The organism is Mucilaginibacter gynuensis (assembly GCF_039541195.1).
Classification (GTDB): domain Bacteria; phylum Bacteroidota; class Bacteroidia; order Sphingobacteriales; family Sphingobacteriaceae; genus Mucilaginibacter; species Mucilaginibacter gynuensis.
Map to the genome: position 1 here is coordinate 121,250 of NZ_BAABFT010000004.1, position 21,278 is coordinate 142,527.

Below are 21,278 nucleotides of genomic sequence, written 5' to 3' on the forward strand. Positions count from 1 at the left end.
TATTTAAATATTAAAAGGTAAGGTCAACACCAAGAGTGAATTTTTTAGGGATAGGGTAACCGCTACCGTTATATAAACCAAAAGCATCAACCTGTTCAGCATCAGGTACGTTTGATTTTTGGAAAATGTGAAGGTTATCAACCATGCCATATACGCGCAGCTTGCTTATGCTGATCTTTTTTAACACTGCCGGTTGAAAGGCGTATGCTAACGATACCGTTTTAATACGCATATAGTTGCCGCTTTCAATCCACGCGTTGCTTGATGCCGCGTATTTATACCTCGTGCCGCTTACCGAACTTAATGAAGGGTATTGGGCAATATCGCCCGGGTTTTTCCAGTAGTTGATACCAGTAAGATCAGGGAATGCGTTGTTGGTAATTGCATGTAGCGGATTAGGGTCGCCATCATCAGTTGGTACCAGGTGCGATAGTTTACCTACCAGGTAATCGTTAAATATTTCACGCCCTAAAGTAAAGGTACAGAATACCGATAGCGTGAAGTTGTTGTAACTGAAAGAGTTGGTAAAACCACCTGTGTATTTAGGGTTAGGGTTACCGGCTGGTACATAATCTGTAGCATCCAGCACACCATCGCCATTTGAATCTTTCCATATTGGGTCACCACCTTTAAACGGATACCCGTAGAAGTTTAACACACCACCTGTAACCGGGTTAAATGGTACATCGGCATCGGTAGGGTAAACACCTGTTTGTTGAAACAAGTTGAATTCGTTGATAGATTGTCCGCGGCGTAAAACAAAGTGGTCTAAATAAATATCGCGACCACCGTTTGGCAATGAGGTGATCTCGTTTTTATTGTAGGCAATGTTAAAGTTGGTATTCCATTGAAATTTGCTTGAAGGCGAAAAAATATTTGCAATAACTGATGCTTCTATACCCCTGTTTTGTGTACCTATAGCATTGGTAATAATGGTTGAATAACCGGTTGTAACAGGCAGGTTTAATGAGAAGATACCTTCGGTAGTATTTTTAACATAAGCATCGGCAACAAAGTTGAAACGACCATCAAGTATGGTAAGGTCGATACCTAAATTGTATTGTTTTGAATGCTCCCAGGTAAGGTCTTTATTGCTTAAACCAGTATCAAAATTTGGCGATATGGATGATACACCGTTATAGGTTTGTGCATCACTGCCCGAAAAACCACCTGCGCCAATGCGGTAAGCATTAAACGAAAGATAGTTGTCGCCGCTATCAGGCTGGCGGCCGGTAATACCAAAGCTACCGCGTAATTTTAACATGGTAAGCCATGAGGCTGCACTTTTCATAAAAGGCTCGTCGCTGATAATCCAACCGGCAGATACTGATGGGAAATAACCCACGCGTTTACCCGGACCAAATTTTGATGACGCATCGGCATTAAATACACCCGATAACAGGTAACGGCCTTTGTAATCATAGTTTAAACGCAAAAAGCCGGTTTGGATACCGCTTTCTATCAGGTCAGAAAAAGCGTTAGATCTGTTTCTGTCAATGATCTTTACTACGTTCACCTGGTCATTAGGAATACCATCAGCATAAGCGCTTATTGAGCGATACTGGTGGTATTCAGTGTTTTGGCCCAATAATACGTTTATGTGATGATCTTCCTTAATTTTGGTGGTGAACTGTAAGCTATTGCTTAATAGGTAGTTGTAAGAATTGTCTGAAAAGCTTGATGCGATACCTTCATTACTTAAACGAACATAGCCGGGAGTGTAAGAGTCGTTACGGCTGTTGGCGCTTTCGTATGATATAACGGTGTTAAATAACCATTTATCTGATATTCTCCAATCAATAGTAGGGCTAATGGTGATACTGTTGTTGGTGTTAGCATCAGTTTGCACTGATGTGTTACCGAAAAGAAAATCTCTTTTCTCGGGCGACAGGTACAAGTTTGATGCCGGCAGCGGACTGCTTGCATAATATCCTCCGTTGAACGGACTAAAACCACCACTCAAATCACTGATAGACCGTGGACGGTCAACCCTGTAAAAGCGGATCTGGGTAGTGATCTTCAACTTTGGCGAAAGGTTAAGGCCGATATTGCTATTTAAAGCATAGCGTTTTAAGCCCGATTTTTTAATGATACCATCTTCATCATAATAGTTTAAACCATAACGATAAGTGAAAATGTCGCTACCACCGGTAAGCGATACCTGGTAATTATCAACACGGCCGGTTTGGTACACACCATCGCGGTAATCATTGGCGTTGTTGAAAGCATTGTTTAAGGTGTCGGTTAATATTTGCGGGAGGTTTTTCAGGTTAGTATAATTACCATAATGGTTAATAAGGTCCAGTTTGGCGCGTGTTTCTTCGGCACCTATCAACACCTTATCAAGGTTTGGCCTGGCAGTTAAACCATGATAAGCTGAGAAGCCTATTTGGGTTTTGCCGGGCAGACCTTTTTTAGTAGTTATCAAAATAACACCATTGGCACCACGCGAACCGTAAACAGCTGCTGCCGAACCATCTTTTAAAACGTCGATACTTTGAATATCCCCAATTGGGATACCTGCCAAAAGATCGGTGCTGGTACCGCTGCCGTAATTAATAGCAGCAATATCCTCTGTGCTTTGAGGCACTCCGTCTATTACATAAAGCGGACCGCTAATGGCACGTGCCAAACTTGCTTTACCGCTTTGTGAGTTGGTGTTGTTATCAATTGAACGGCTTACCGATGTATTACCACGTAATACAACGTTGCTGCGTACACCCGGCTCACCCGAAAAATTTTGCACGTTCAAACCTGCCACGCGGCCTTGAAGTAAGGCGTCAAACGTAGGGGCGGGGATATCTGCAATATCTCTGGGATTGATAGAGGTAACAGCGGCACTCACACTGCGGCGGGCTACTTGCTGATATCCAATTACAACCACCTCTTTAAGGCTCTTGCTATCATTGGCCAGGGTTACAACAAGGCTGGTAGTAGCACCTGTAACTTTAACTTGTTTAGTTTCATAACCAAGCATTTTTACTGTAAGCGTTTGGCCTGCAGTAATTTTGATGCTGAATTTACCATCGGCATCGGTTGATGAGCCGGTATTTGTACCGCTAACTAATACTATAGCGCCTGGTAACGGGCCCGATTCGTCTTTAATAGTACCTGAAACGGTAACTATACCGCCGGTATTTTGCGCACGAACGTAAGGTATCTCTAACACCAGCAGCATTAGCATGATACATAAAAAACGGGGGAACTTTTTCTCGTAAAACAATAAGATCATGTGGTAAAATTTAATAATAAGGTGAATATCCATAGCACCCGACGATATGGTGCCTGTTAGGGGTATTAAAGGGGAAGCAGTTAACAGTGTATCTGCTAATAATCGGTTGTTTTATAGTAATTTATATATCCATTCAGTATGTTTTGGTTCAACAATAGTTTAATTATCCACGATAAAACGTTTTATCGATTAGGGCACAACAAGTCATGCTTGTACAGTTTAAGGCTGTTCAAATCAAATTATATCGCATGATATTGATCAACAAATGGTTAAACGTTTTACCATTTGGCTTAAAAAAAGATTTTTTAGCTTGTTATTGTTTTGTAACAGAGCTTAGTATAGAATAAATAGCAGACAGGCGCGCGTTGCATATAGCAAATATAGAATAGTAAAAGGTTTTATCAAATATTTTATAAAATTTATTTAAACAAAGTGTTAATTAATTAGTGATGTGCCAAAAATATGATGATAAAATACAAATATTTGAACTGTTTTTTATATTTAGATGGGTATTTATAAATATATGTTATGTATTTTGCTATGTTACTGGATTTGTAATTAAAAAATATATTATGATCTCCTTATTTTTTGCTGTGCTGGTGTGCTCAATTTAAGTATTGTTGATTTTTAATAAGTATTTAGTGCTTCTGTGATTTCGTTAAGCAGATTTTGTTCTTGAAAAAAGAATATTTAAAGGAAAATCATCGCCATTATCTGTAAATGCAATTACGGATATGGTACTGAATAAAAATATGCGTAAAACACCTTTTGATGCAAGGTGGTTATTTAGCTCTTGTTGAACCACGCTCAATAATGGTTGACGGGATTTGAAGTTTCAGATCTGATATGTCGGTTTTATTATCCATTAGCTGCGATAACAGAATATCGATAGCCGATTTCGCTATCTCGTAAGTAGGCTGTTTAATAGAGGTTATGCCCGGTGGATACAGATCGAATAGTTCGTTATCATCAAAGCTGATCACCGCAATATCATCCGGAATGCTGAGTTTAAGCTCTTTTAAGGCCTGTAAGCCTAATATGCCCAAATAGTTGGTGGCGAAGAATATGGCATCGAGGTTTTTGTTTTTCAATATGTAGTTCTTAATTACTTCTACGGCATTATACTTATCAATATCAAAAGGTAGTTTCAGGATATTTTTCTTTACCTCTTTAATATTATTTTGCTTCAGGGTATCGCTGTAGCCCTGCAACCTTTCGGTTAATTGCACCAGTTCAATATCTACCGTTACAAAACCTATTTTTTTATAGCCTTCTTTTATAAAGCAGTTAATACCATTTACTACACTGCCTGTATTGTCAACCAATACATGGGGAATGTTCAAACCAGGGAAATAGCCATCTATAAGTACAACGGGTTTATTGTTTGTAGTTAATGCCAGCACTTCATCCTCTAAACCCTTAAGTGGTGTAATAATATAGCCATCAACCAATTGCTGCGAAAGCATTTTTATAACCTCCCGGCCTTTTTGTATATCATTATTGGTGCTGCAGTAAATTATGCGGTAGCCATGTTTTTCTGCTTCTTCTTCAATTACTTTAGCCAGCGCACCAAAAAAGTGGCCGCCAATGTTTTCTACAACGAGCCCTATTACTTTTGAAACCCCGGTGCGTAAGCCTACAGCCATCCGGTTGGCCTGGTAACCATTTTTTTCGGCTACATCTAATATTTTTTTTCGGGTAGCTTCGCTAATCCGGCCTTTGCCGTTTAAAACGAAAGATACCGTGGTGATCGACGAGTCGGTAAGTTTGGCAATATCTTTAATAGACACCGTTTTTTTCATTGTAATAGGTGGTGATTATAGCGTAACTATAATTTAGTTAAAAAAAGAAATTTATACAGAATATCGGTTTACAAGTAGTTTAAGTCAGTTTTTATTTAAAATGATAAAATATCGCCCTGATATCATTTAAAATACTGAAAACTGATCTTATTTTGGCCTAAATATAGTAAAACCTTTTACTATATTTAAAATATGCAAAATACTTTATATAAAAAACGGTTTTTATGGGCATAATTCCAAAACTTAACCGTTTTGATCTGTACATGATAGTTATCAGCCTTATTATAGGCATGGGTATTTTTGCCACACCTTATGAAGTGGCTAACCATACCGATAACGTATATCTGTATTTCGCCGTATGGATATTTGGAGGCGCGGTAAGTTTGTGCGGCGCGCTCACCTTTGCCGAGATAGGTTCGCGGTACCCTAATACGGGTGGTTTTTACAAAGTGGTGTCGTATTGCTTTAATCCGGCATTCGCGTTCATGATCAATTGGGTGCTGGTGATCAGCAATGCGGCCTCTGTTGCGGCAGTGGCACTAATTGGTGCCGAGTATATTGATCCGTTAGTAATGCCGCCCGGTTTGCAGAATACATTGGGTGTACGTATACTTACTGTATCATCAGTACTTATATTATATATTATTAATTATATAGGTATAAAAATGAGTGCCCGCACCCAAAATGTACTTACTATATTTAAAGTGCTGATGATATTGATATTATGCGCTGCTGTTTTTAAAAGCGATGCCACATTGCCGGCAGTACAAGTTTTACAGCATCCTGTTAGTAACCTTACAGGTTTGGGCTTAAGTCTTGTAGCTGTATTTTTTACCTATGGCGGGTATCAGCAAACTATCAATTTCGGCGGTGATATTATTAATCCTAAAAAAAATATACCCAAAGCTATTTTTTGGGGAGTGTTAACTGTGGTAATACTGTATTTGCTTATTAACCTTTGTTATATAAAAGTATTAGGGTTAGGGGGCTTACAAAGCGATCATGTTATCGCCGCTAAACTCGCAGGCGTACTATTCGGAGTTACAGGATATAAGATAACATCGATACTGATGTTCGCATCGGTACTGGCATATATCAACGTAAATATTATGGCTAATCCGCGGGTTTATTATGCTATGGCCGAAGATGGCATATTACCGCAATTATTTAAACGGGTTAACGGCAAAAATCAGGTACAGGAGTTTGGCTTAACTTTTTTTGTAGGGGCTATATTGCTCATTTTACTATTTGTAAGCTCTTTTCAAAAAATGCTTGATTATGTAATGTTCTTTGATACTATAGGCCTTTCAATAGCAGCAAGCTCTATTTTTATATTACGTAAAAAAGCAAAGCAACACAACACGCAAGGTGTGTACAAGGTACGGCTGTTTCCTCTTGTGCCTTTGATATTTATTGCTTCGTACCTGTTTGTTACTATTAATATATTCATTAATAACCCACTGGCGGCCATAGTTTGTTTCTGCACATTTGTTGCAGGCCTCATTATATATTATCTAACCAAAAGAAACCAAAAACCAATTCCCAAACCCTAAAATGGAACTATCATTTATCCTAAACGAGTTAGGAGAAGACCGCGAGAACTACTTTAATGCCATTTCGCCACCTGTAATGCAAAGCAGTAACTTTGCCTTTAAAACCGTGGCCGATTTCAGGCAGGCCATGGCTAATGAATTTGAAGCCGGCATTTACTCGCGCGGACAAAATCCTACGCTCAACATCTTACGTAAAAAACTGGCAGCATTAGATGGTGCCGAAGATGCTTTATTATTTAGCAGCGGTATAGCCGCTATAGCGGTGCCGCTTATTAGTTTGCTTAAACAAGGCGACCATGTGGTGGCCATCAAAAACCCCTATAACTGGGTAGAAAAACTATTTACCAATGTGCTTGGCAAATACGGTGTAACCGCCACGTTTGTTAATGGTAACGATGTGCAAAATTTTATTGATGCTACTCAGCCGAACACGCGCCTCATCTACCTCGAAAGCCCTAATACGCTCACCTTTGAGTTGCAGGATATTACCCGCATTGCGGAGTTTGCAAAATTGAAAGGGATCATCACCATGATAGATAATAGCTATTGCAGTCCGCTGTTTCAAAAACCGATAAGTATGGGTATTGATCTGGTAGCGCAATCGGCTACAAAATATATTGGCGGGCACTCTGATATTGTTGCAGGTGTACTTACCGGCAGCAAGGCACTGATGGAGCAATTGTTCAATAACGAGTTTATGAATATCGGCGCGGCCTTGTCCCCGCAAACCGCCTGGCTCATGATCCGTGGTTTACGCACCTTGCCGCTGCGCATTCAGCGTAGTTTTGAAACCGCTAAATTGGTAACCGCTTACTTGCGTACGCATCATGCGGTTGATAAGGTATACTGGCCTTTCAACCCCGATCATAAACAGGCTGAGTTGGCCCGCAGGCAAATGAAGGGTTGCGGTGGTTTGTTCAGCTTTACACTTAAAAACTCATCTGAAGAAAAGATAGAACGTTTTTGTAATGGCCTCAAACATATATTGATGGGCGTATCATGGGGCGGGCACGAAAGCCTGGTAATGCCGGTACTGGCATCTATAAACAACCACGAATACGACGTTGCCAATGAACGCCACCAAATGATGCGGATGTATGTAGGGCTGGAAGACCCGGAATATATTATTGAGGATTTGCGGCAGGCATTGAGCTGAAAGGCGGAAAGCTGAAAGGTTAAAGCAGAAAGGTTAAAGCGGAAAGGTAATGACTAATGACCAATGCCGAATGACTAAATAAGTAATGACAAAATGCCGAATGACTAAAAAATTTAAGATTTACCCACCATCCCCAATTTATAAGCGTTGCCCCGGCTGATGAAGATCACCAGCCAAACCAGGCCGGTAAAGGCATAAGCGCAAAGGATCACCATAGAAATATGGTTAACCGCGGCCGCGCTTGCATCCTCCTGCATAAACAGGCTTAGGATAGATAGACCGATACCCGCGCCTAAAAAGTAAGAAGTGCTGGTAAGGCTGGATGCCAGGCCGTAATGCTGCGTAGGCACACCCTCAACCGCCAGTACAGATAGACTGGTAAAGCAGATCGTCATGCCGATGCCCGACACGCAGGCTGCCGAGAGCAATAGTAGCAGTAACGAATGCCCCGACAGGATGCTCATGAAAAGCAACAGGCCGCCGATAGCCATCATGGCCATACCCAGGGTGCCCAACTGACGAATAGTAATCTTTTTAATCATCAGCGGAATAATAAATTTGGCTACCATGGCCGATAATATGCTGAAAGGTACCAGTAATATCCCCGCTTCGGCCGCGCTGTAGTGCATGTCTTTTTGCAACAGCAACGATATAATGAACAGGTAACCTGTAAAGAAAGCCCCCAATAAAATAAACACCCCGTTAGCCGTTGATATGGTAGCCGACCGAAAAATAGACAGATCGATAAGTGGTTGCGCCTGTTTGGTAAACCGGCGATAAAGTATCGCGAAGCATAGCACAGCCCCGGTCAGTATGGCGCTTATGGAAAAGTAATGTTCTTTAATTTCGCCTAACTGGTGCACGCCATAACTTAGCATCAATAACCCTGCTACTAATAATAAGCCGGATGTTATATCGGCAATTTTGGGTGGATGAAAATGCAGATCGTTGGCCAGGTAAAGCCAGGCTGCTACAATTACAAAAGCAAGGATGGGTACATTGATGAGGAATACCCAGTGCCAACCCCAATAAGTGCTGATGATACCGCCAATTGATAACCCGCTCCCCGAACCCACCGCAGCGAACGAACTGAAAATACCGATAGCCTTACTGCGTTCGTGCTTTTCGGTAAAGGTGTGGGTAACTATGGAAAGCGCCGATGGCATGATCAATGCTGCCGCCAAACCCTGCACCGCCCTGAACAGGGCCAGCATAATAAACGAACCCGACAGCCCCGCGCCCAAAGAGGTAACCAAAAACAGGATAGCCCCGGCTATAAATACCCGCTTGCGGCCAATCAGGTCAGACAGTTTACCGCCGATGATCAGGAAACCACCATAGAGCAGCACATATAAAGTTTGCAGCCATTGCACCTCATCGTTACTCAGGCTAAACTGATTTTGGATGGAAGGAATGGTGAGGTTGATGATCGCTATATCTAAAGCTTCCACAAATATGGCCATGGAGGCTATAATGAGGATGCTGTTCTTTTTTAAACTCATAATTTCGAATTTTGTTCCGACAAAATTACTCAGGTAGATTTTATAATTATTTTTTAATAATTATTTGGAACAAAATTTGTAAATTGGATAGGTGCGAAGAACAAAAGTATTCTTTATCATAAATTATGACATCAGCAAAAGAACAAACTAAAAAGGTACCTGTGCCTTTAGATGAAAAAGACCACGATATACTGCGTTTACTGGAAACCGACCCCAAGCTAACCGTGCGAGATATTGCCGCCAAGATCAATTTAAGCGCCACGCCCACCCATGAGCGTATAAAAAGGCTGGAAAAAACAGGCGTAATTAAGCACTACGCGGCCATATTGGATAAGCGCATGGTGAACAAAGGCATTATGGTGATTTGCATGATCACCCTGCGCGAACATAATAAAAAGGCGGGTGCCGAATTCATTAACGCCGTAATGCAATTTAAGGAAGTGCTGGAATGCTACAATATCTCGGGCGACTTCGATTTTATGCTCAAAATAGTATCAGAAAGCATGGATAGCTACCACGATTTTTTTGTGAACCAATTGGGCGAAGTTGCCGGTCTTGGGCAGACTAAAAGTATTTTCGTAATGGACATTATTAAAGAAACCCATCAGCTGCTATAGTTATTTAGCAGCCGGATCGAGGATCATTTCAACGTGGTCGATGCCGTCTTCATCGTAAATTTCGCCTTCTTCAACAAAACCTAAACCCTCGTAAAACTTTTTGGCATAAAGTTGCGCCCCTATGCGGATGGTTTGATTGCCGTATAAATTAAAGCAGGCATCAATGGCGGCCTGCACCAAAATTTTGCCCATGCCCGTGCCCCTTACCGTACTGCCGGTAACAATTCTGCCAATGGATGCCTCGGGGTAGGAGATACCCGCCGGTACAACGCGCGCGTAAGCCACCAATTGATCGTCTTTGTAGAGCAACAGGTGATGGCATTTCTGATCTTTGTTATCCATATCCAAAAAGATGCAATTCTGTTCCACCACAAAAATCTCGCTCCGCAGGCGCAGCATCTCGTAAAGCTCTGTTGGGGTTAACTCATTAAAGTGTTTAAAAACCTGTACCGTATCCATAAGGTAAAGCTATAAAAAAAGATGAGCGGTAATATTGCCCAATGCAATTTTACCGCTCATTTCTAATACTTGTCATTTCAGCTTTGACAACTTTTTAAAAGTTGTCAAAGCTTGTAGTCATCTTTTTTGGCGGGGTCACCCTGAGCTTGTCGAAGGGTATGTGGGGAGGCTTCTCCCATCCGCTACAACACTATTTATTCCTTATCAGCAAACCGAATCCCATTTAATCGCAACGGAGCACCATTAAATACCAGGTATAAATCGGTTACTCCTGCCGCGCCCGTTAAAGGTATGTTTACCGATTTCAGATCAGTATAAGTACCGGTATACTTACCCAGCAATTTGCCCTGTGCCGAGCCCGAATAAACTTCGATATTGCCTTTAGCGGCAGCATCCTTTACCGGGTTAACAAGCAATTCGAGGTGGTTAATATCTGTCAGGTCTATCTTTTTAAATTTCAGCGCGGCGTTTTCGCCTTGCGGACGCGCAACCGTGCTATCCCTATTAAAGGCAAAATTGGTTGATTCGACCACTTGCGATACCGGCAATAGCGGACTGTGCAATACCATTATTTTCTCGCTCATTTGCGCCGGAGCCAGTTTGCTGCCCCTATCCGTGTAAGCGGCACGAAGTATAAAGGTACCGTCGGGGTTATCACCTTCGGGCACAACCGGGGTGTAAGTGCTGCGTACCGGTAACGATTTGGCCACGCGCGGTGTAGTGCTCAGGCTCAATATATATTTTACAATGGCATTGGCATCACTTTCCTTTAGCGCGGGGTGGGCAGGCATCATGGCATCGCCCCAAACACCCGAGCCCCCGGTGATGATCTTTTTAACCAAAGCGGTTTGCGCGCCGCCATCATCTTTATATTTCTTGGCAACTTCGGTAAACGATGGCCCTAATATTTTATCCTTCACCGAATGGCACGATTTACAATCGCTTTTATTCATCAGCGCTATAGCACCCGCGAACTGTGCATTAGCATCGGCACTCAACTGCCTTTGGGCAATATCGGTAAGGTTGTATCCTTCTGATAAGTAATTGGCCGTTACCGAAACCTGTGCAGGCAGTATCTTTTTATTGGCGAGGCTGCCGTCTTCCTTATCGCTCACGCTTACGTTGTAGGCAATGCTTTTACCCGGAAAGAAGAAACTCGAATTACCCGCTGTTACATTGAAGTTAACCACCGGCGGTTCATTGCCTGCTTTAATATCAATGGTTTTGCTGTTTTTAGCACCCTTTAAATCGGTTACGGTAAGGGTGGCCTTGTACACGCCAGGGGTAGTAAAAGTAAGCGACGGATCGGCTTGTTTCAGCACCTTGTATATCGCTCCTTTTTTGGTGATCTTCCACTCATAGCTCAATACGTCGCCTTCGTCGAAATCTTTTGTTCCGGCAGAAGAAAAGCTTACCTTAAGCGGTACCGCGCCGGCTGTTTTATTGGCGGCTGCCTGTACCTGCGGGCGCCTGTTGCCGCCGTTAAACTCAATCTTTATCAACTCGGCTTCGGGGTTATCCCTAAAGTAGCCATTGCCATATTCCAGTACATAAAGGTCGCCATCGGGACCAAATTTCATATCGATAGGGCCGCGCAGTTTCAGATCGGGTAAAAAGCGCTCCATTGATTTGTAGTCGCCGTTCTCATCCATTTCTACCGCGTTTATCCAGCCGCGTACCCAGTCGGTAATTAGCCATTTGCCCTCGTAATAATCAGGGAAGGGGCGTTTGGCTCCTTTAAAGTCATCTTTGTGGAATATCGGTCCGCCAACGGCGCTGTTACCACCGCTTTCTAACAGCGGAAATTGCGTGTTGGTAGCCTTGCCGTACCATATAAACGCGGGCGTTGCAGGGGGTAACTCATTTAAGCCGGTGTTGTTAGGCGAGTTGTTAACCGGGTGCTCGGCGTTAAAGAAATCGCCCGATTGTTTAGTAGCGAAATCATATTTACGGTAAGCTTTGTTATCGGCCACAAAGTATGGCCAGCCAAAAAAGCCCGGTTTTTTTGCGCGATTAAACTCATCGTATGATTGTGGCCCACGTTTTTCCAAATCATCCGCTGATCCATCCGGACCAACCTCGCCCCAGTATAACCAGCCCGTTTTGCTATCGATAGTTAAGCGCCACGGGTTACGGTTACCCATGGTATAAATTTCGGGACGTGTTTTTGGTGTTCCTTTCGGGAAAAGGTTTCCTTCGGGAATGGTATAAGTACCATCGGCCTCGGGGTGGATCTTCAAGATCTTGCCTCGCAGATCGTTGCTGTTTGGTGACGATTTTTGCGAATCCTGCTCCGATTTTCCGGGGCGCTCATCCAGCGGACTAAAGCCGTCAGACGCGCGGGAAAAAGTATTATCGCCGGTGCTTAGGTACAGGTTCTTATCTTTATCGAAAACCATACCACCACCCACGTGGCAGCACTCAAAACGCTGTACATCTACCTCCAGTACCACCTTTTTTGAGGCGGCTATCAGCTCTTTACCCAACCAGGTATAGCGTACCAGTATATTCTTTGATTCGGTACCGGCAGGCGAGTAAAAGAGGTAGATCCAATGATTCTTTTCGTAATCGGGATCTAAAATTACGCCTTGCAAACCATCTTCGGCATCAGATACCTCGCCGGTGCGGCTCACGTATTTGGTGCTCACCGGTATATCGGCCACTACGGTTACCTTGGCTGTGGCAGGGTCGTAAACTTTGAGCTTGCCTTTGCGTTCGGCATATATTACGCGGCCGTCCTTAAGTATCTGGAACTGCATAGGTTCTTCAACGCCTTGTGCAAGCACTACTTTGGTGAAACGGTTATCTTCGGGCTTTTTTGCCGTTTGGGCTACTGTGTTGAACGAAATAGATGCCGCAAGGAAAATAGCGGGCATCGCTTTTGAAAAGAATGACTTTTTGTGCATTACGTGGTAAAGATTCAGAATAATTGGGTTTAAATTAATTATCCCAATAATACCGCTTTTTTTCGTTAACCCGCTAATGCAAATGGCGCATATTTAAAACGTCACAATAAGTTTACAAGCTGATAACTAATTGATTATTGTGATTACAACACTTTATAAAACGTTTAACTAAGCAACCAAATCGTACTGTTTGCGGGCAGTTTTGGCAGCAGTTTTGCGTTTTTTAACCTTCAATACTTTGGTTTCGTAGGCTTGCCAGGTGGTGGTGTCCATGTCAACTAAAACAATGGTATCATATAGTCCCTGCGCCATTACTACGGGCTCGGCTTTAATGGCAAAAAAGTTATCGAACAGGCCGGTACTGCGATCAGGCATCGAATCGAATTTTGCCGGGGTGAGCGTGGTACAAAACCTTGCCTTCTTGGTAAAAATAGAACTTGTTTTAGAAAGGCATATCTGGAAACCTTCATCTACCAGGAACTGGAGAACGGTTGGAGTGAGTGCTGTTTTCATATTGATAAGTTTGAAGGCTAAGTTAATAAATATTCCTAAAGGTTGTAAATAAAAAATGAAATATTTTCAGCTAATTGCTTCGTTATCAATCAAATGTCGTAAAAGTGGGGCAGGACGCGATAAATAAGCTTTTTAACTGATGTTATAACGTGTATATCTGGTTAAAACGTATTACCGCGGAAAGGTTTTATTGGATTTTATAGTTTAATAGATGTCGAATAACGCACCTTGTTTTCGATTTTTGAAGCGTACATATTTTTGATATCTGCCTATAAAAATTCACGGCAAATAGTGCCCGGCTTAAAGGCAACGGTGCCCCTAATCAGTTTAACAGAATTGTATTAAATAAAAAGAATAATTAGTGCCTTGCCCTGCGTTTAAGTACGCCGCCGGCTGCTTCTTTAATGGTGCTGGTAAATACGAAAGCCTTTGGGTCAATTTCGTGCACCAGGTTGCGCAGGCGCCTTACCTCTAAACGGGTAATTACCGTAAATACAATATCAACCGGCTGACTTACATCAAAGCTCTCTTTTAAAAAGCCGCGCTCGCCTTTGTATATGGTAATACCACGGCCGAGTTCCATCACCAAACGCCTTTTAACTTCTTCGCTATCGGCAGAAATTATGGTTACGCCGGTATACTCTTCCAATCCTTCAATTACAAAACTGATGGTTTTGGAAGCGGTATAATAGGTAAGTATAGAGTATAATGCAGTAGGTAGCCCCAGATCAATAGCGGCAATAAGGAAGATGATGATATTGATACCCAGTATAATTTCGCTCACGGTAAAGCTGATGCGCCTGCCGGTATAAAGTGCCAGCACTTCAATACCATCTAAAGCACAACCACCGCGTATGGCCAGCCCCACGCCTATCCCCATAAACACACCGCCAAAGATGGATACCAGTAATTTATCTGAAGTGATCTGCGGATAAGGGATAAATAACAGGCACAGCCCGAGGCCTACAACCGCTACCAAAGTTTTAATAGCGAAAGTGTTATTCACCTGGAATGCCCCCATAATAATGAAAGGGATATTCAGCAGAATGATCACATAAGCGATATTAATATGGTAGATCTCGTGTATGAGTAACGACATCCCCGTAACCCCGCCATCAAAAAACGAGTTGGGTATTAAAAAGCTTTTTAGGGCAAAACCGCAAAACAATATGCCCAGTACGGTGTAAAATACGTCGGTTATCCAGTGGGATACGGCTATCTTTTTCATTACTCCGCTAAGTTAGAATTTTGACTTTTAATCTGCTCTATATTCTGTTCTTTTTTAGCTTGCCTTAAATTTATTGCTGTTTTTGTAAAATAACGATGGTTTTCCAGGAAATCTATCTGTTTTTTATTCCACTCATTTTCGTTGGTTACCGCGCCCGTATGCGCAAGCTCCAGGTAGAGTTTATGGCTGATGGCAAAAAAATCATCACGGCCCAGGTAATCCAAATCGGCATCGGCAATAATCTGTTCCAAATGATTAGCAGGCGACTGCGGTAAACGGGTAGCCCTTATTATACCGCAGATCTGTTCAATTTGCGCCGGGGTATAACCGTAGTTGGGTAGAGTTCTCCCGGCAATAAGGCACGATTCCTCTTCATGACCTTCGCTCTTCACAATATGCCCGGCATCATGGTACATAGCAGCGGTAAGCAGCAACTGTGTATCACCAGCATTAACATTTTCAAGCTGCGCAAGTTGTTTGGCCGCATTGACCACATCACGCGTATGCTCAACATCGTGATAGGTAAGATGTGCAGGCAGTTCCCTTTGCATCTTATTCAAAATAAATTCCGCTACCTGTTCAAATTGCATTGGGTATACATGTTTAGTGGCTAAATATAAAGGTTTATCTTAGTCATTCGGCATTTGGTCATTAGTCATTGACCTTTCCACCTTTCGCCTTTCAGCTTTTACCTTTCCGCTTTCGGCTTTCAGCTTTCCGCCTTTTCCACTTCAAATTTGTTTATTAGCTAATATTTTAAGTTATTTATTGATAATTAACACCGACCTGCTTCTATACAATACCTCTTTGCCCGGTTTACACTTCGCCGGCACTGTATCAAGGCATTTTATACTGCTGTGTCGGCAGATAAAAGTTACAACGATAATCAACAACTTAGGTTACCTTTAGTCACATAAATAAATTGTAAGCATGTTCTTTTTTACATACCTGGCCATTGTTTTGCTAATAAGGCGCATACAAAAAGAAATTGCCTTTTTGCCCGATATTAAACTTAAATGGAACAATACGCTGCGTTCGGCAATTGGCGGTTGCATAGGGGCTTTTATTGTGCTTACCATCTACTCAAGCGATGTGGTTAATTCGTTTATTTCGGGATTGCTGCTGCTGGGCGCTGTTTATTATTTAAGAGAGGAAGAAGACTTTAAGCGGTTCCAGTTTTTGGCTAAGGCACACTATCCTTTAATAATAACTACGCTACTATCGGCCGTTACAGAGCTTGTTGCGAGTAAGTTTTACCATAAGTACGACGATTCTTTTCAGCTGGCTAACCTGGCTGCTTTTGCCTGGATCTTTGTGCTTCGCGGTTATTCAAAAAAGCAAATGGACGAGCTGCGCGTGGCCAGTATCCGTAATAATGAGCTGGATATGATGGTGGCCGAACGTACCGCCGAGCTTACCAAACAAAAGAACGAACTGCAGCAAACCGTAAAGCTGCTTAAAGAAACCCAGGCGCAACTCATCCAACAGGAAAAACTGGCATCATTGGGCGAACTTACCGCCGGTATAGCGCATGAAATACAAAACCCGCTAAATTTTGTAAACAATTTTTCGGAAGTGAGCGTGGAGCTGATCGATGAAATGGGTGAGGAGCTGCAAAAGGGCGATATGGAAGAAGCCATGGCTATTGCGGCAGACATCAAGCAAAACCTCGAAAAAATTCGTCACCACGGTAAACGTGCCGATGGTATTGTAAAAGGCATGCTGCAACACAGTCGCGCTAATAATAATATAAAAGAGCCTACGGATATTAATAAACTTGCCGACGAATATCTGCGCCTTTCGTACCACGGCTTACGTGCTAAAGACAAAACTTTTAATGCCGAATTGATCACCGATTTTGGGCAGGGATTACCGATGGTGAACATCATTTCGCAGGATGTGGGCCGGGTGCTACTCAACCTGTTCACCAATGCCTTTTACGCGGTGCAGCAAAAGCAAAAATCGCTGGGCGGCAGTTTCAGGCCCGAGCTTAAGCTGACCACATCGGTAAGCGGTAAAAACCTTATCATAAAGGTTTGGGATAACGGTATTGGCATCCCCGATGCGGTGAAGGATAAAATATTACAGCCGTTTTTTACCACCAAGCCAACCGGCGAGGGTACAGGTTTGGGGCTATCGCTTAGTTATGATATTATAGCGAAAGGCCATGGCGGCAAACTCGAAATTGATAGCAAAGAAGGCGAATACACACTGTTTACGGTTATTTTGCCTGTAGCCTGATTAAAAACATTGAAATGAAAATACTGGTAGTTGACGACGAAGAGGACGTGCAATCGTTATTTTTGCAGCAGTTTCGTAAAGAGATACGCAATCACGAAGTGGAATTTGATTTTGCCCTGTCGGGCGAAAAGGCGCTGGATTATTTGAAAGATAAACATTCGGAAGTGGTGCTCATCCTGTCAGACATTAATATGCCCGGCATGAGCGGTATCGAACTGCTGTCGCGCATCAGGCACGATTATGACGCGCCGCCGCCCATCGTGGTAATGATGATCACCGCATACGATGATGAAGAGAATAAAAGGCAGGCGATGGAAAATGGAGCCAATAACTATTTAACCAAGCCGCTCGATTTTAAATTGTTAAAAGAGAACTTGAAAAACTTAAGAACATAATGGCTAAGATATTAGTAGTGGATGATGAAGCTGATCTGGAGCTGCTGGTAAAACAAAAGTTCAGGCGCAAGATCAGGGAAAATGTATACGAGTTTATTTTCGCGCAAAATGGCGAAGAGGCACTGGAAAGGGTAAAAGAACACCCCGATCTGGATATTATTCTTAGTGATATCAACATGCCCGTAATGGATGGCCTAACCCTGTTGAGCCGCCTGCCCGAAGCCAACCCTATGCTGAAAGCTGTAGTGGTATCGGCCTATGGCGACATGCAGAACATCCGTACTGCCATGAATCGAGGCGCTTTCGATTTTGTGGTAAAGCCCGTTGATTTTGCCGACCTCGACCTTACCATGGAGAAAACCATACAATACGTAAGGCAATTGCAGGCTACCATGAAGGCTATTAAGGAAAACAACATCCTTAAAATGTATGTAGACGAAAATGTGCTCAATTTTATGACGCACAAAGAGTTTGAACAAAGCCTGTTGTCAAATAACCTGGTTGATGCCACCGTGGTATTTATTGATATATGCGGCTTTACCGCCATTACCGAGAAGGTACCGGCCAATACGGTGGTGAAATTGCTCAACGGTTTGTTTGATACCATGGTAACCGAAATTATAGCACACAATGGCCACGTTGATAAATTTATAGGCGACGCGGTGATGGCCGTTTTCAGGGGAGATTATCACCTTGATCGTGCTATTGAAGCCGCTCTTGCCGTTAACGCCAAAATAAACAGTGCCGAAGAGATCAACAGTGATGGCGAAGTGTACAAACCTGCCGTATCTATCGGTATTAATTCCGGTGAAATGATCTCGGGCAATATCGGTTCGGCCTCCTTAAAACGTCTCGACTATACCGTAATTGGCGATGTGGTGAATTTGGCGCAACGCCTGCAAGCGGCAGCCAAGGGCGGGCAGATATTAATTACCGAAGAAGTTTACGAAAAAGCGAAAGAATCTTTCAGCTGCGAAAAAATAGGCGACGTTAGCCTCAAAAATAAATCAAAACCGGTAACGGTTTACCAGGTAGTGGCTTAAAAGCACAAGCTAAGTTTAGCTCATAAAAGCCGCTTGCATGATAATGCAAGCGGCTTTTTTTATTGGCTCTATCGTATATGATTGATATACTGATGGTAATCAAAGTGTTTCTGTAAAATTTATTCTTATTATTATTTAGACTAAGTATAAATAATAATATATTTGCGACGAAACAACTATTACTTGCCACATGAATAAATTTTTACTACAGCATCTTTGGGCAAAGTCTGCCCTCATCATTATCATTTTTCTAATCCCTTTTGCATCCCTCGCCCAAACTAAAAACGGCAGCATTACAGGTACGGTGCTATCTGTATCTGGTCAGCCGGTTGTAATGGCTTCGGTATTATTAAAGGGCACAAAATTGGGTACCCACACCAGTGAAAGTGGCTACTTTCAATTAGAGAACCTGCGTGCCGGAACCTATCGTTTACATGTATCTGAAGTAGGTTTTAAACGCCTGGATACAGCGGTTACCGTAAAGGAAGGCACTGCAACAATCATCAACGTAACCCTGGCCGAATCCAGTTCTGATTTGGTGGAGGTAAACATTACAGGCGCCCGCCATGGCGCTACCAAAACCGTATCGCCATCACTAAGGCTGAACACTCCTTTGATAGAAACTCCTCAAAACATTACCGTAACAGGTATACAAACCATTAAAAATATTGGCGCCCTGTCGTTGTCAGATATATTACGTACCTCCAGCGGGATACTTGCCGGCGGTGCCAAGCAGGATATTTCATTTAACGTGCGTGGTACACAGGTGTACAGCAGTATACTGCGCAACGGTATAGGCAGCGGCTACTGGTATAACCAGGAGGCCGATGCCAGCATGATAGAACGTGTTGAATTTATAAAAGGCCCGGCCGGTTTTATGATCAGCAATACCGAACCTGGTGGTTTGGTGAATATTGTTACCAAGCAGCCTACTCACGAGCGCACAGCGCAGTTCGGTTTCGGCTTAGGCAGCTGGAACTTGATGCGCAGCAACGTTGATTTGGGCGGCGAACTGAATAAGAGCGGCAACTTAACCTATCGCTTAAATGCAGGTTTACAACGCCAGGCCGATTTTTATAAGTTCAGTGAATTTAATAAAAGTTTTGTAGCCGCGGCTGTTAAATATGAGTTTGATGATAAAACCTCCGTTACTGCCGAATATAACTACATGCAGGCACGCTCGTTAAGTAACGGACAAGTGCTGCCTACCATTAACGGTAAATTTTTTGTATTGCCCGATAATTTTGGCGCTATCGATCCAAACGTGCCCGGTACCAAAAGTGCCGATAATTATTACAGGGTTCAACTATCGCACAAACTGGACGATAAGTGGCATGTGAACGCGCAGGCCGGTGCGGCAAGCGGCCCCTGGGGTGGCTATATGATGTATACCGAAGGTACATCACCAACTTATGATACCCTTTACCGTTATATGGCCTACACCGGCTGGAAGAATAAATTATATACGGTGCAGGCATTTCTTGATGGCTCGTTCAATACCGGCAGCAAGGTAGAACATAAGGTATTGTTGGGTATTGATTACGGTAATACCAGCGTACACAGCTCAGGCGGTGATACTTATGGCGACCGCAGCAGAAATAATTTACTGTTTGATTCTTTGGCCTATTACATCCCTGTTGATTCACTTAAAAATTTTAGTGTGAACGGTTTCGACAGTAAGTACGGCAGCAGGTACGCGGCTCTGTATATTCAGGATCACATAAAGTTTTATGATAAATTTATTGTTACCCTGGCCGCGCGTTACACAGGTAGCGTAAGCTGGGCCAACTACAGCGACCCGGTGGAGCAAAGCGATAATAAACTGGTGCCGCGTTTTGGTTTAACCTATCTCATCACCAATAATATATCGGTTTATGGTTTGTACGATGGTGCTTTCATCGCGCAAAACGGAAGAAGTTTTAGTGGTGAAGTATTTAAACCGCTTACCGGTAACAATAAGGAGTTTGGCGTAAAAGGGGTTTTCTTTGATCGGTTTAATGCCAGCGCGGCCGTTTACCAAATCACCAAGAATAATGCCCTCACTACCGATCCTGAACATCCCGCATTCCAGATACAATCGGGCCAGTTGATTAGTAAGGGTGTTGAGTTTGATGTGAATGGTAACATATTGCCTAACCTGAACATGTTTGCCAACTACGCTTATACCGATGCCCGTATTACTAAAGATAATAACCCTGTACTGGTAGGTATTCGCAACTCGGGCGCGGTAAAACATACCGCTAACCTGTTTGGCCGTTACAGCTTTACACATGGCGCGGTGAAAGGTTTTTCGTTAGGCGCGGGGATGCAATATAGCGGACAAATAAGCGGCGGCTTAAATTATAACGACATGACCTTTGCCGGCTACCTGCCATCTTATACCTTGTTTGATGCATCGGCAGGTTATACCTACAAAAAAATGTCGGTGAATGTGAACGTGTATAACCTTACCAACAAGCGCTATGCCAGCGGCGGCTACCGTTCTGTTGGTGACGACTGGAATTATAACGTTGGTACCCCGCAAAATTTCAGGCTGAGCGTAGGCTTCGCGCTGTAAGCGGCGGGCTATCCCTTAAACATTCTATCCTGTAACAAAAAATGCCCCGGTCAATACTGATCGGGGCATTTGTA

General features: G+C 43.0%; 15 protein-coding genes. 7 read left to right on the forward strand and 8 right to left on the reverse strand.

What is annotated here, in order from left to right; genetic code table 11:
- Positions 1–10: 10 nt before the first annotated feature.
- Both ABD894_RS09675 and ABD894_RS09680 read right to left on the reverse strand, forming a co-directional pair.
- On the reverse strand, positions 11–3,232 hold the full coding sequence (locus ABD894_RS09675; RefSeq protein ID WP_345210815.1) for a SusC/RagA family TonB-linked outer membrane protein: 3,222 nt from the start codon (positions 3,230–3,232) through the stop codon (positions 11–13).
- 782 nt (positions 3,233–4,014) lie between these two features.
- Entirely contained in the window at positions 4,015–5,034 is a 1,020-nt protein-coding gene (locus ABD894_RS09680; protein WP_345210816.1) for a LacI family DNA-binding transcriptional regulator, read from the reverse strand.
- A 224-nt stretch (positions 5,035–5,258) separates the two neighbouring features.
- On the opposite strand from ABD894_RS09680, the gene ABD894_RS09685 reads away from it, so the two are divergent.
- Together ABD894_RS09685 and ABD894_RS09690 are read left to right on the forward strand one after the other, a co-directional pair.
- Positions 5,259–6,587 carry an APC family permease gene (locus ABD894_RS09685; RefSeq protein WP_345210817.1) on the forward strand — a complete coding sequence of 443 codons (1,329 nt, stop codon included), beginning with the start codon at positions 5,259–5,261 and terminating at the stop codon, positions 6,585–6,587.
- Position 6,588: 1 nt separating this feature from the next.
- Positions 6,589–7,743 carry a trans-sulfuration enzyme family protein gene (locus ABD894_RS09690; protein WP_345210818.1) on the forward strand — a complete coding sequence of 385 codons (1,155 nt, stop codon included), beginning with the start codon at positions 6,589–6,591 and terminating at the stop codon, positions 7,741–7,743.
- A gap of 113 nt (positions 7,744–7,856) precedes the next feature.
- Here the strand turns inward: ABD894_RS09690 and ABD894_RS09695 are convergent, their stop codons facing one another.
- Positions 7,857–9,245: an MFS transporter gene (locus tag ABD894_RS09695; RefSeq protein WP_345210819.1), complete on the reverse strand. Its 1,389-nt coding sequence runs from the start codon at positions 9,243–9,245 to the stop codon at positions 7,857–7,859.
- Positions 9,246–9,370: 125 nt separating this feature from the next.
- On the opposite strand from ABD894_RS09695, the gene ABD894_RS09700 reads away from it, so the two are divergent.
- Positions 9,371–9,862, forward strand: a complete 492-nt coding sequence (locus ABD894_RS09700; RefSeq protein WP_345210820.1) for an Lrp/AsnC family transcriptional regulator — start codon at positions 9,371–9,373, stop codon at positions 9,860–9,862.
- Here the strand turns inward: ABD894_RS09700 and ABD894_RS09705 are convergent, their stop codons facing one another.
- The 5 genes from ABD894_RS09705 to ABD894_RS09725 all read right to left on the reverse strand — a co-directional run bounded on the left by ABD894_RS09705 (position 9,863) and on the right by ABD894_RS09725 (position 15,558).
- Positions 9,863–10,321 carry a GNAT family N-acetyltransferase gene (locus ABD894_RS09705; protein ID WP_345210821.1) on the reverse strand — a complete coding sequence of 153 codons (459 nt, stop codon included), beginning with the start codon at positions 10,319–10,321 and terminating at the stop codon, positions 9,863–9,865.
- Positions 10,322–10,515: 194 nt separating this feature from the next.
- Complete coding sequence (locus tag ABD894_RS09710) at positions 10,516–13,227, reverse strand: PQQ-dependent sugar dehydrogenase (protein ID WP_345210822.1); 2,712 nt, start codon at positions 13,225–13,227, stop codon at positions 10,516–10,518.
- A 168-nt stretch (positions 13,228–13,395) separates the two neighbouring features.
- On the reverse strand, positions 13,396–13,740 hold the full coding sequence (locus ABD894_RS09715) for a hypothetical protein (protein WP_345210823.1): 345 nt from the start codon (positions 13,738–13,740) through the stop codon (positions 13,396–13,398).
- Positions 13,741–14,098: 358 nt separating this feature from the next.
- Entirely contained in the window at positions 14,099–14,968 is an 870-nt protein-coding gene (locus tag ABD894_RS09720) for a YitT family protein (protein WP_345210824.1), read from the reverse strand.
- Complete coding sequence (locus ABD894_RS09725; RefSeq protein WP_345210825.1) at positions 14,968–15,558, reverse strand: HD domain-containing protein; 591 nt, start codon at positions 15,556–15,558, stop codon at positions 14,968–14,970. The genes ABD894_RS09720 and ABD894_RS09725 overlap by 1 nt, the downstream gene beginning before the upstream one ends.
- 340 nt (positions 15,559–15,898) lie before the next feature.
- Between ABD894_RS09725 and ABD894_RS09730 the strand changes: the two genes are divergently transcribed.
- The 4 genes from ABD894_RS09730 to ABD894_RS09745 all read left to right on the forward strand — a co-directional run bounded on the left by ABD894_RS09730 (position 15,899) and on the right by ABD894_RS09745 (position 21,204).
- Positions 15,899–17,209, forward strand: a complete 1,311-nt coding sequence (locus tag ABD894_RS09730; RefSeq protein ID WP_345210826.1) for a sensor histidine kinase — start codon at positions 15,899–15,901, stop codon at positions 17,207–17,209.
- Between the two features lie 14 nt (positions 17,210–17,223).
- The gene (locus ABD894_RS09735) at positions 17,224–17,604 is read left to right on the forward strand and encodes a response regulator (RefSeq protein ID WP_345210827.1); all 381 of its coding nucleotides are present in this window, start codon (positions 17,224–17,226) and stop codon (positions 17,602–17,604) included.
- Complete coding sequence (locus ABD894_RS09740) at positions 17,604–18,647, forward strand: adenylate/guanylate cyclase domain-containing protein (protein WP_345210828.1); 1,044 nt, start codon at positions 17,604–17,606, stop codon at positions 18,645–18,647. The genes ABD894_RS09735 and ABD894_RS09740 overlap by 1 nt, the downstream gene beginning before the upstream one ends.
- Before the next feature lie 190 nt (positions 18,648–18,837).
- The gene (locus ABD894_RS09745; protein ID WP_345210829.1) at positions 18,838–21,204 is read left to right on the forward strand and encodes a TonB-dependent siderophore receptor; all 2,367 of its coding nucleotides are present in this window, start codon (positions 18,838–18,840) and stop codon (positions 21,202–21,204) included.
- Positions 21,205–21,278: the final 74 nt, after the last annotated feature.